Here is an 11,030-nt window from a genome sequence, read left to right on the forward strand (position 1 = left end):
TTATGAAGCCGTTGACCGAGCAAGAGATCCGTACCGCGTTCGTGAACTGCACCAAGGGCGAGGCCAAGCGCCTCTCCGTCCCGCGCGACCTGGCCGAGAGGCCCTGGGACGACCTGGACTACCTCGGCTGGCGGGACCCCCAGGCGCCCGACCGTGCCTATGTCGTGGCCGAGCTGGGCGACGGCCTCAAGGGCATCACGCTGCGCTGCCCCGGTACGACCGTGGGGCAGTTGCGGCGCAGCATGTGTTCCATGTGCGTGACCACCCACACCGGAGGTGTCTCCCTGATGGTCGCGCCCAAGGCGGGCAGGGCCGGTCAGCAGGGCAACTCGGTCGGTGCCTACATCTGTAGTGACCTCGCCTGTTCGCTGTACGTGCGGGGGAAGAGGGACGCGGGCGTCGGCGGGCGGCTCCACGAGTCGCTGACCCTGGAGGAGAAGATCCAGCGGACCGTGGCGAACCTCGCCGCGTTCGTCGCCAAGGTGACGGCCTGAGCGGCGCTGTGCGGCGGCGGGGCACGGCGACGGGCCGCGGCGCGAACGCCGCGGCCGTGGCACCGGACCTCACCGGCCCCCGCGGGACTTCACCGGCCCCCGCGGGACCTCACCTGTCGCTCTGCGGGACCTCACCTGTCGTCGCGGTGCCGGAGACCGCCTGTGGGAGAGAGCCCACCCGCGGGATCGAAGAGGTCGCGCGGATGTCCAAGCGTCGTACGGTGGAACGGGGTTGAGCGGTTCAGTCGCCGGACGTCCCCGCCTCCGCCTTCACCGGCTGCTCCGCGCCCGGCGACGGCACCGACGCCTCTTCGGCGTCGACGGCCGTGTAGAACACGGAACTGCCCTGCTTGGCGCGGTGGACATGGCTCTTGGCCACCAGGTTCTCGAGGCTGGTCCGGACGACGTTGGTCTGGATGCGACGGTCGGGATGGGTCTGGCCCAGTGCCGTGGACACCTCCGCCGCGGAGCGCGGTTCCCGCTGCTCCGTGAGGTAGCGGCGGATGAGTTCGATGAGGGTGGGCTGGTCCGAGGTGGCCTTGGCCGCGGGCTTCTTGGCCGCGGAGGTCCGCGCCGCCGTGCTCTTCGCGGTGTCCGCCTTCTTGGTGTCGGCCTTCTTGGTGTCGGCCTTCCTCGTCCGTGCGCGCCTGCCTCCGGCGGACTTTGCGGCCGTCTTCTGACGGGGTACCGCGGGCGCCGCCGTCGGCTCGGGGCCGGTCTCGACGGGCGCGCTCGTGGCTCCCAACGCCTGGTGCAGGTTGGTGAGGACGGCGTGGTCGTGCCGCAGGGCGTTCAACTGCTCCTGCAACTCCTCCATTTCCGCGCCGATGCGTTCTTGTTCCTTGGCATTGCGCTCCAGGTCGGCGACCACCTGGGCCGTGTACTGCGATGTCAGTCCGGTGGGAGTCTTGGTGTCGGGCACGATGGGACCTCTCTTCGGTGCGCGGTCGCCACATGAACACACGGGGAAAGCGCCGCGGGGCGGGGCGCGTTGGTGTTGACCGGCTGCATGGCTGGACGACCGCACGTGATGCGTATGCCCCGGCTTACAGATAGTACGGACAGTGTTGGCTCGTTGTTCCTTTCGCGTGACGGTTCGCCCCAAAGTGGAGGCCGGGCAGTGGTGCGTTATTGACTCCCCCGCGCGCCGCCGGGGTTGTGTGCCGGACACATGAAGTGTTGCCCGAACTCGTCCGCGGGACAGGTGTGGAGCCGTGATGTGCCGGGGCGCGGACGATGGTGCCGACTGCGCGGGCGGCTTCCGGGTACACGGCCGGGGAGAGGACATGGACGACGAGAGCGGAAGCGAGGTCGGGCGATGGCGGTCAAGGCGATGGGCTGGGCGCACTCGTTCCCGGTTTCCGGAGGGGTGGCCGCCGGACGGCGCTGGACCCGTGGACACCTGGAGTCCCTGGCGTGGACGGCGGAGGAGCCCGAGACGGTGGACGCCGTCGTGCTGACGGTGTCCGAGCTGCTCACCAACGCCCACATCCACGCTCGCAGCGACGCGCATCTCGTTCTGACCTGGGACGGCGACTGCCTGCACGTGAGCGTCCACGACGAGGACCCCGCCCTGCCGCTCCAGCGTGCCCCGGAGCCGGGAGCGGTGTCGGGCCGGGGGGTGGGGATCGTGCGGATGCTCGCCGACGAGTGGGGCATGAAGTGCCAGCGGCACGGGAAGACGGTCACCGCGTGCTTCCGCCCGGCCGGCGCCCGACAGGGTGGTGACGACGGCTGAGACCCCTGTCTCCCGGGGCCGGGCCGCCCGGTCGCCGCCGGTGAATCGCGGTACGCCTCCACGACGGCCCGCCGTACGGCTCCCGGGGCGACGGCCGTCGGCGCGCGGCGGGCCCGCACGTCCGGCCCACCCACCGGGCACGCTCATGGCCCGACGCCTATCGTGAACGGGTGAGTGGCTCCAGCGTTCCGCCTGAGAGCGGGGACGGCGCGGACCGGTCGGCGAGCCACCGGACCGACTACGCCGGCGCCATCTACGGCTCGATCCTGGCCGCCTCCGTGGTGGCCACGGCCGGAACGACAGGGGAGTACCCGCGGCTCCAGGCCATCGTGCTGCTGATGATCACCGGCCTGGTCTTCTGGGCGACCCACGTGTACGCGGAACTCGTCGGGGAACGCGTCGTCGGCCAGCGCTGGTCCCTGCGCCAGATCCGCCGGACCGCCGCGCACGAGTGGTCCATCGTCGAGGCGGCCACCCTGCCCGCCGCCGCGGTGGCCCTCAGCGCCGTGTTCGGGCTGAGCGTGAACACGGGCCTGTGGATCGCCCTGGGCATCGCGGTGGCCCAGCAGGTCATGTGGGCGTGTCTCGGAGCCGTCCGCGCGGGCGCCCCCCGCGGGCTGGTCGTCGCCGAGGGCTTCGTCAACCTGGCCCTCGGACTGATCATCGTGGCCGCCAAGGTCGTCCTGAAGCACTGAGCACTGAGCACTGGGTACTGAGCCCTGGGCGCCGGGACCCGCATGCCCGAAGACCCCGGCCCCGCATGCGCCGACCTCCCGGACCCCGGACGACTCGTTAGCCTGGAGCGGAGGGAGAGGCTCGGGTGACGGCCCAGAGGAGGCCGGTATGGCCGGTACGGCAGACATGAATTCCGGGTCCGGAGCCGACGACGGGACCCATGGCGTGCCCGGTGGCCCGTACGGCGACGACGGGACCCGCGGCGCGCCCGGTGGCCCGTACGGCACGGGCACTCCCCGCTACCTGCCGATCGCCGACCACGGTCTGATCGGCGACCTGCGCAGCGCGGCCCTGGTCGGCACCGACGGCACCGTCGACTGGTACTGCTGTCCGCGCTTCGACGCGCCCAGTGTCTTCGCCTCGATCCTGGACGCCGACCGCGGCGGCCGCTTCGAACTCGCCGCGGACGTCCCCGCGCGTACGAAGCAGTTCTACTTCCCCGACACGAACGTGCTGATCACCCGGTTCTTCGCGGACGACGGGGTCGGGGAGATCCAGGACTTCATGCCGGTCGTCGACGAGTCCCGCGAGGCCGACCGGCACCGTCTGATCCGCCGTGTGGTGTGCGTCCGCGGAACCCTGCCGTTCCGTGCGCGGGTGGCCCCCCGCTTCGCCTACGGGACGGTCCCGCACACCCTGCGCGTCGACGCCGGCCATGCCGTCTTCTCCACACCCGCGCTCAAGCTGGCCCTGACCTCGACGGTGCCGATCGAGGCCGCGGGGTCCGACGTGTGGTCGCTGTTCAAGCTGCGCGAGGGGGAGACCGCCGTCTTCGCGCTCGACCGGATCACCGACGAGGTGGCACCGCGCTTCTGCGCCGTGACGGAGGCCGAGCGGGAGTTCAAGGCCACCGTGCGCTACTGGCGGCACTGGCTGTCGCAGTCGCGCTACCGGGGCCGCTGGCGGGAGATGGTGCACCGCTCGGCCCTCACCCTGAAACTGCTCACGTACGCCCCCACCGGCGCCATCATCGCCGCGCCGACCACCAGCCTGCCCGAGCGGATCGGCGGCGAGCGCAACTGGGACTACCGCTACGTGTGGATCCGCGACGCCGCCTTCTGCGTGTACGCCCTGCTGCGCCTCGGCTTCACCGACGAGGCCGAGGCGTTCATGGGCTTCCTGTCCGAGCACGTCCAGAGCGAAGTGCCGGAGGACATCGGCCCCGACGGCCCGCTGCAGATCATGTACGGCATCGACGGGCGCCGTGAGCTGCCCGAACAGGAGCTGACCCATCTCGAGGGCTATCGCGGATCCGCACCCGTACGGATCGGCAACGGCGCCGTCGGCCAGCTCCAGCTGGACATCTACGGCGCCCTGATCGACTGCCTCTACCTCTACGACAAGTGGGGCCAGCCGCTTTCCAGCGCGCACTGGGACAACATCCACGGACTGGTCGACTGGGTGTGCGAGCACTGGGACCAGCCCGACGAGGGTGTGTGGGAGACCCGAGGAGGCCGCAAACCCTTCCTCTACTCCCGTGTCATGTGCTGGGTGGCCATCGAACGTGCCATGCGGCTGGCCCGGCACCGCGGCCTGCCCGCCGACATCCTGCGCTGGGGCGACGCCCGCGACGCGATCTACCAGCGCATCATGAGCCAGGGCTGGTCCGCCGCCCGCAACGCCTTCACCCAGTGCGAGAGCAGCGACATCCTCGACGCCTCGCTGCTCATGATGCCGCTGGGCAAGTTCATCTCCCCGACCGACCCGAAATGGCTCGCCACCCTCGACGCCCTGGGCGAGGACCTGGTCTCCGACTCCCTGGTCTACCGCTACGACCCGCAGACGAGCCCCGACGGCCTCGAGGGCGAGGAGGGCACCTTCTCGATCTGTTCGTTCTGGTACGTCGAGGCACTCACCAGGGCGGGCCGGCTCGACGAGGCCCGGCTCGCCTTCGAGAAGATGCTCACCTACGCCAACCACCTCGGCCTGTACGCGGAGGAGATCGGCCACACCGGTGAACAGTGCGGCAACTTCCCCCAGGCCTTCACCCATCTCGCGCTGATCAGCGCCGCCTTCAACCTCGACCGCAGGCTCGGCTGACCCCTCGGGACCGCGGGCCCGGCCGGTGCCCGGGAGGGATGACAGCGCCCCCGGGACCGTGGCGGAGAGCGGTCCGCGCGCTCAGGGCGCGGTGAAGAGGCCGGGGAAGCGGGGCGCGAGCCAGGGCTTGCGGCCCCGGACGAGGATGCGGCCGCGGAGGATGGGGCCCGCCTGTCCCTGGCGGCCGAGCGCCATCAGCAGGAAGGTGACCGGCTCGATGGAGATGGTGCAGTCCGGGCCGGCCGGCGGCCGCTCGTCGACGGTCACCGCGCCGTCGGCCAGCGTCACGCCGAACGCGCCGCCGCCCCACAGCCGTACGGCGTAGCGGGCGTTCATGCCGGCGGTGTTGCGCGGCTCCGCCACCCGCGGCATCACCCTGAGCAGGAACGGCAGGGTCAGGCCGACCCGAGCCCGGTCGAGCATGTGCGGCCGGCCCAGCGCGCGGGCGAGGTCGTAGCCGTGGCCGAGCATGTGCGTGAGCAGGTACGCCCCGAGCTCCGGTGGGCTCATCGTGCCCAGCGGGGTGTCCACGGACCCCTCCGGGGTGCCTTCCTCCAGCGCCCTCGCGCAGGCGTCGGCGTGTTCGACGATCATCTCGGCCAGGGGTTCCGCCCGCCGCTCCCCGAACTCCGCCAGCGACCGCTCGTTGGCCCCGGCGAGGCTCTGCGGTGTGCCGTCCCCGTAGGGGCGCGGTCGCCCCGCCGCTATGTGGGCCATCAGTTCGTTGGCCAGGCCGAGATGCGCGGCCGCCTCGCCGACGTTCCACTCGGCCCCGGGGATCCGGCGTTCCATGTCGGCGTCGGCCCGCAGCAGCGCGGCGATCTCCTCGGCGGTCTCGCGTATCGCCGTGCCCAGTCCGTCGGGCAGCGCCCTCCGTGCGTCCTGCCCCGCCACCGCGTCCACGTCGTTCGCCCCTCCTCGTCGGCCCCGCCCCATCCGGGCCGCGGGCGGACCGTGATGCGGCGAGGCGCCATGTGCCCACCGGGCGTACAGAAGACCAGGCATCGGAGGCGGCGACAAGACCCTGAACAGGAAGGACGCGCGGAGGAGAGGGGACTCGGAAGGCATAAGGGGGCATTCGCGTCAGGGCCGGGGCCCGGCGGCGCGAGGGGTTCTCACGGCCGCCCGGGCACGCCGCCCCCTCCACCGCTTACCTCCCGGGTAATCGACGCCCCCGCGCGTGCCTGGCAGGGTCGTCCGTGTACGGAGAACGGACAGCAGGAAGGGACGACATGACCGCGTACGTCATAGGGCACCTGCGGGAAGCCGCACCGCACCCCGAGATCGCCGAGTACATCGAGCGGATCGGTGCCACCTTCGAGCCGTACGGCGGCAGCTTCCTCGTGCACGTCTCGCGGCACGAGGTGCTCGAGGGCGGCTGGCCCGGCCATGTCGTCGTGATCGGCTTCCCCGGTGTCACCGAGGCGCGTGCCTGGTGGGACTCGCCCGCGTACCGGGAGATCGCTCCGCTGCGCTCACGGCACATCGACGGGGACATCATTCTGGTCCCGGGCGTTCCCGACGGCTACGACCCGACGGCCACCGCGAAGGCGATGCGGGAGACGCTCCCGGCCGGCCCCGGGGGCACGGACTGAGGGGACGGCGCCGCCCGGACCTCGGGTGGCGCCGTCCCCTCGGGGCACCACGCGGCGGGAGGCCGCGAGCCGACGGTCACGGACGGGGCACCCCCCGGGGGCCCCGTCCGTGACCGCTCAGGTGTCAGCAGGCGCCTTCGTCCTGCCACGGGCCCCAGTCGGCGCCGGTCGGCGCCTCGTTCTGGGTCCACCACTTGGCCTTCCAGTTGTGGTGGTTGTACGAGGCCTCGTTGCCCGCGGTGTAGACCGTGGCCGCGTTCCAGGCCGCCTTGCAGCCGCCGCCCGGCGGTGTGGGCGTGGGCGTCGGGGTGGGGGTCGGTGTGGGCGTGCCGGTGGGCGGGGTCGCGCCGGCGAACTTCACCGAGTACTTCGCGAAGTCCCAGGAGTTCTGGGCCACGCTGGAGCAGGTGCCCGACGTACGGCCGCCGTTGTCGGCTGGGGAGCACTGGCGGTCGCGATTGAGGGACCAGAAGGTGAAGCGGTCCATGGTGTGGCTCGTGGCGAAGTCCAGCACCGTCTGGAAGTCGGCCTGGGAGAAGTACTCGCCGGTGTCGCTGCGGCCGTTCATGCCGGAGAAGCCCTCGTGGGCGTACGCGGTCGCCTGGTCCCAGCCGAACGTCGACCGGAGGATCGTGTTGAAGTTGGCGAGCGCGCTCGTCTGGGACGCGGCGCCGTTGAAGCCGCCGTCGAACGGCATGATGGAGAAGTTGTTCGGGGTGAAGCCCTGGGACTTCGCCTCCAGCAGCATCTGCTTGCCGAACCAGCCTGTTCCGTCCGCCGTTCCGGCCGTGGTGACGGACACGTACAGGCCCGGGTTGTTCTGCTGGAGGATCTTGGCGGCGCCGATCTCGTTGTGCACGGCGGCCGTGTTCTCGTACTCCGGCTCCTCGAGGTCGAAGTCGATCGCGTGCAGGCCGTACTTGGTGATGACCTGCTGGTACGCGGCGGCGGTGGCGGCCGGGTCCGAGCAGGCCTGGCCGAGCTTGGTGCCGCCGTAGCCGCCGATCGAGACGGAGACGTCGCCGCCCTTGGCGCGGATGGTGTTGATGACCGACTGCACCGCGGTGTCCGAGGAGACGGGCGACGTTCCGCCCCAAGTGGGCGAGCACCCGCCGCCGTTGGGGGCGAGGACGAAGGCGAGCTGGAACGCCTTGAGGCCGGTGGCGTCCATGATGGCGCCCGCGTCCGGCGGATCGTTGTCCGTCGGCATCAGGTAGGGGGCGGCGGCGTACCACCGGTTGCCGAGCGCGGTGGTCGCGCCCGAGGCGCTGCCCGCGACGAGAGCGGTCGTGCCGACCGCGGCCAGGCTCACGGCGGCTGCCGCGCCCAGACATGCGCGAAGACGTCTCACTGTGCCTCCAGAGGGGTGGGGGAGCCTCCAGCCTCCGGGCTCTGTCGCGATCACGTCAATATGTTGGACTAGACCAAATGAGTTTTGGACTAGACCAGATGAACTCTTTACCCGTCGGCCGTCCCGGCCGGGACCGTGCGGTGGCCCGCGGTGCCGACTGCCGGGCCCCGGGGCGCCGTTGTCGGTACGGCAGGTCCTCCGGCTGTCAGTACGGCAGGCCCTCCGACGCGGCGTGGAGCGCGGCGTGCAGGCATGCGGCCAGGTCCTCCTCCGAGGCCCGTGCCTCGTCGGCGAAACGTACGGCGAAGTCCTCCGCCGCCGCGCGCAGCGCTCCGTTGACGGTGGCCGCGTGCACCTTCACCCGCAGGTCGTCGGCGCTCCCTCCGGAGCGCCGGGCGAGGACCTCGGTGAGGACGGGCAGCGCGTCGTCGTGCGCCTGGAGCCAGACGGCACGCAGTGCGGGCTCGGTGGGGGTCATGCGGATCAGGTCGAGCACCGCGGGGTCGGCGGACGGCAGCGTCCCGTGGCGACAGGAACGGGTGAGGAAGTCCAGCAGGCCGGTCTCCGGCGGCCAGTGCCGCAGTTGGTCCGTGGCGGCGTCGAGTCCCGCCGTGAGCAACGGACGTACGCAGCTCTCCTTGGTGGGGAAGTGGCGCCACAGCGTACGGGTCGAGACGCCCACCGCCTCCGCGATCTGGTCCCCGGTGGTGCTCGTGACGCCCTGGGAGACGAACAGGCGCACGGCCTCGCGGGCTATGTCCAGCCGGAGGGCCTCCTTGCGTCGTTCGCTCAGTGACGGCCGCGCGGCCGTCGTGGCCCGGTCTGCGGGTGCCGCTTCGCGCACCGTCGCCCCACCACCCCTGTCTCATCGACCGGAGCAGCATATCGAGCCGCGCAGAACTGACGCGTGCAGACATCTTGTCACTGAGTGACATCCGCTCCTACTCTCCTGATGTGACTCGGGAGTAACTAGTGGGCGTCGAACGGGACTTCGACGTCCGCCACTTCCGGGAACAGAGACAGGAACAGAGCGGCACAGGACAGCGGGAAACGGAACGCGACGGCGGAGCAGCAGCCACGAGCCCCCAGGCTCCGCCGAACACGGAACCCTCCGGCCACGCCGCCCCGCCCGACGTCGTACGACGTCGGGCGGGCGCCGTACCGCGCGCCGTCCGGCCGACGGCGCGCGGGCGGTGCCTTCGTCCTGTCCGCCTCCGCGACGCGGCCGGGCGTGGTCCCGCCCTGCCCGCGTCCGGACCGGGGCGCCGCCCTTCCCCCTTCACCGACCCGGAACGCCGCCGGCAGTCCCCCGGTTGCGGCCCGGTCGGCACCCCGGCCGCAACCGGCGCCACTCCATGGACGCCGGCACCCCAGCGACACCCGGCGTCGCGCCATCGACGCCGTCGGCCGCCCGCACGACCCCCACGTTTTGACGAAGCAGGGAGTGAGCCGTATGGAACGACCCCACAGCACCCCTCAGCCCCACAGCACCCCTCAGCCCCACGGCACCTGTCAGCCGCACCCGGTGTCCGGCCGGCGTCCCCGCGCGGAGCGGCCCTCGCCCTCCGCGCACCCCGGTCCCGCCGCACGGAACCGGGGCCGCCTCCTCGCCACCGCACTCGCGGTGCTCGCCTGCCTGGGCGTCCAGGCGCTCCCCGCGGCGGCCGCAGGCACGGGCGACGTGGTGTCCCGGGGCGTGACCATCCCCGCGTTCTACACGCCGCCCGCGAACCTCCCCGCCGCCAACGGCGCCCTGATCCGCAGCGAACCCCTCCCCCTCGCGATCAGCCTGCCCGGCCTCGACGGTCCGCTCCCCGGCACCGCGACCCGTCTGATGTACAAGTCGACCGACTCCAACGGGCGGCCCGTCGCCGTGACCGGCGCCTACATCGAACCCTCCGCCGACTGGAAGGGCGACGGTCCGCGCCCCCTGGTGGCCGTGGCCCCCGGCACCATGGGCCAGGGCGACCAGTGCGCGGCCTCCATGGGTCTTCAGCACCCGATCACCCTGAACGGCGAGACGGTCTCGGTCGGTTACGAGGACCTCGCCATCTACCGGCTCCTCGCCACCGGCGCGGCGGTGGTCGTCACCGACTACGTCGGGCTCGGCGCCACCGACCGGCTCCACACGTACGTCAACCGCCTCGACGGCGGCCACGCGCTGCTCGACGCCGTCCGCGCGGCCCGCGCGCTGACCGGGGCGTCGGTCACCTCCGCCTCACCCGTCGGCCTCTTCGGCTACAGCCAGGGCGGCGGCGCCAGCGCGTCGGCGGCCGAACTCCAGCCCTCCTACGCCCCGGACGTCACACTGGCCGGGACCTATTCCGGCGCGCCGCCCGCCGACCTCACCGAAGTGATCAAGGGTATCGACGGCAGCGCCCTCGCCGGCGCCCTGGGCTGGTCCCTCAACGGCTTCCTACAGGCCGACCCCGACCTGCAGGCCGTCGCCGACGCGAACCTCAACGCCGCGGGGAAGGCCGCGCTGAACGACCTCTCCACGACATGCGTCGGCGACGCGATCCTCGGCTACGCGTTCAAGAAGAGCACGTCCTGGACGAAGGACGGCAAGTCCGTCAGCCAACTGGTCGAGAGCTCGCCCGAGCTCCAGAGGACCCTCGACGAGCAACGCATCGGAAACCTCGAGCCGACCAGTCCCGTACGGCTGGTCACCGGGGTCCAGGACGACATCGTCCCGCACGCCCAGGCGCGTCAGCTCGCCGTCGACTGGTGCCGCAAGGGCGCCGACATCACCTATGACGCCGTCATCCTGCCGAACCTCGGCGACAAACTGCTCACCAACCACATGGCGCCCCTCCTCACCGACCAGGGCGACGCCATCTCATGGCTGACCGACCGTCTGGAGGGCAAGCGCGCCTTCTCCAACTGCTGGACGATGCCCCTCCAGCCCTGACCCGCGCGGTGCGGGCCCGGCGCCGTTCCACGGCGCCGGGCCCGTCCGCCCGCGTGGATCCGATCCGAAAGGCAAGCGGTCGTCATCGCTCAAGGAGTGCCCATTAGCGGCAAAGCACCGTGAAACCGTCCGGGAATTCCTAGGCTCGCCTCCTGTTTCTCAGCAT

General features: G+C 71.7%; 10 protein-coding genes. 6 read left to right on the forward strand and 4 right to left on the reverse strand.

Annotated features, from left to right (window positions below; translation table 11 throughout):
* Positions 1–2 precede the first annotated feature (2 nt).
* The gene (locus CW362_RS02155) at positions 3–494 is read left to right on the forward strand and encodes an FBP domain-containing protein (RefSeq protein WP_103547538.1); all 492 of its coding nucleotides are present in this window, start codon (positions 3–5) and stop codon (positions 492–494) included.
* Between the two features lie 241 nt (positions 495–735).
* Here CW362_RS02155 and CW362_RS02160 read toward each other — a convergent pair whose 3' ends face one another.
* Positions 736–1,416 (reverse strand): hypothetical protein, encoded by a 681-nt coding sequence (locus CW362_RS02160; protein ID WP_103547539.1) that lies wholly within the window; start codon positions 1,414–1,416, stop codon positions 736–738.
* Positions 1,417–1,812: 396 nt separating this feature from the next.
* Here CW362_RS02160 and CW362_RS02165 point away from each other — a divergent pair, with 396 nt between their 5' ends.
* The 3 genes from CW362_RS02165 (at position 1,813) to CW362_RS02175 (ending at position 5,007) form a co-directional block, all read left to right on the forward strand.
* Positions 1,813–2,232 carry an ATP-binding protein gene (locus CW362_RS02165; RefSeq protein WP_103547541.1) on the forward strand — a complete coding sequence of 140 codons (420 nt, stop codon included), beginning with the start codon at positions 1,813–1,815 and terminating at the stop codon, positions 2,230–2,232.
* A gap of 170 nt (positions 2,233–2,402) precedes the next feature.
* Positions 2,403–2,927, forward strand: coding sequence for a hypothetical protein (locus tag CW362_RS02170; RefSeq protein WP_103547542.1), 525 nt, complete (start codon positions 2,403–2,405; stop codon positions 2,925–2,927).
* 148 nt (positions 2,928–3,075) lie between these two features.
* Positions 3,076–5,007: a glycoside hydrolase family 15 protein gene (locus CW362_RS02175; protein ID WP_240657610.1), complete on the forward strand. Its 1,932-nt coding sequence runs from the start codon at positions 3,076–3,078 to the stop codon at positions 5,005–5,007.
* An 81-nt stretch (positions 5,008–5,088) separates the two neighbouring features.
* Here the strand turns inward: CW362_RS02175 and CW362_RS02180 are convergent, their stop codons facing one another.
* Positions 5,089–5,910, reverse strand: a complete 822-nt coding sequence (locus CW362_RS02180; protein ID WP_376454676.1) for a maleylpyruvate isomerase family mycothiol-dependent enzyme — start codon at positions 5,908–5,910, stop codon at positions 5,089–5,091.
* A 329-nt stretch (positions 5,911–6,239) separates the two neighbouring features.
* On the opposite strand from CW362_RS02180, the gene CW362_RS02185 reads away from it, so the two are divergent.
* Complete coding sequence (locus CW362_RS02185) at positions 6,240–6,602, forward strand: DUF1330 domain-containing protein (protein WP_103547545.1); 363 nt, start codon at positions 6,240–6,242, stop codon at positions 6,600–6,602.
* 124 nt (positions 6,603–6,726) lie between these two features.
* On the opposite strand, the gene CW362_RS02190 is transcribed toward CW362_RS02185, so the two are convergent.
* Entirely contained in the window at positions 6,727–7,953 is a 1,227-nt protein-coding gene (locus tag CW362_RS02190; RefSeq protein WP_206300831.1) for a chitinase, read from the reverse strand.
* A 205-nt stretch (positions 7,954–8,158) separates the two neighbouring features.
* Positions 8,159–8,797 carry a TetR/AcrR family transcriptional regulator gene (locus CW362_RS02195; protein WP_103547547.1) on the reverse strand — a complete coding sequence of 213 codons (639 nt, stop codon included), beginning with the start codon at positions 8,795–8,797 and terminating at the stop codon, positions 8,159–8,161.
* Positions 8,798–9,478: 681 nt separating this feature from the next.
* On the opposite strand from CW362_RS02195, the gene CW362_RS02200 reads away from it, so the two are divergent.
* A complete protein-coding gene (locus CW362_RS02200) occupies positions 9,479–10,864 on the forward strand; it encodes a lipase family protein (protein ID WP_206300837.1) in 1,386 nt (461 codons plus the stop codon).
* Positions 10,865–11,030: the final 166 nt, after the last annotated feature.

Source organism: Streptomyces populi (assembly GCF_002911015.1).
Lineage (GTDB): Bacteria > Actinomycetota > Actinomycetes > Streptomycetales > Streptomycetaceae > Streptomyces > Streptomyces populi.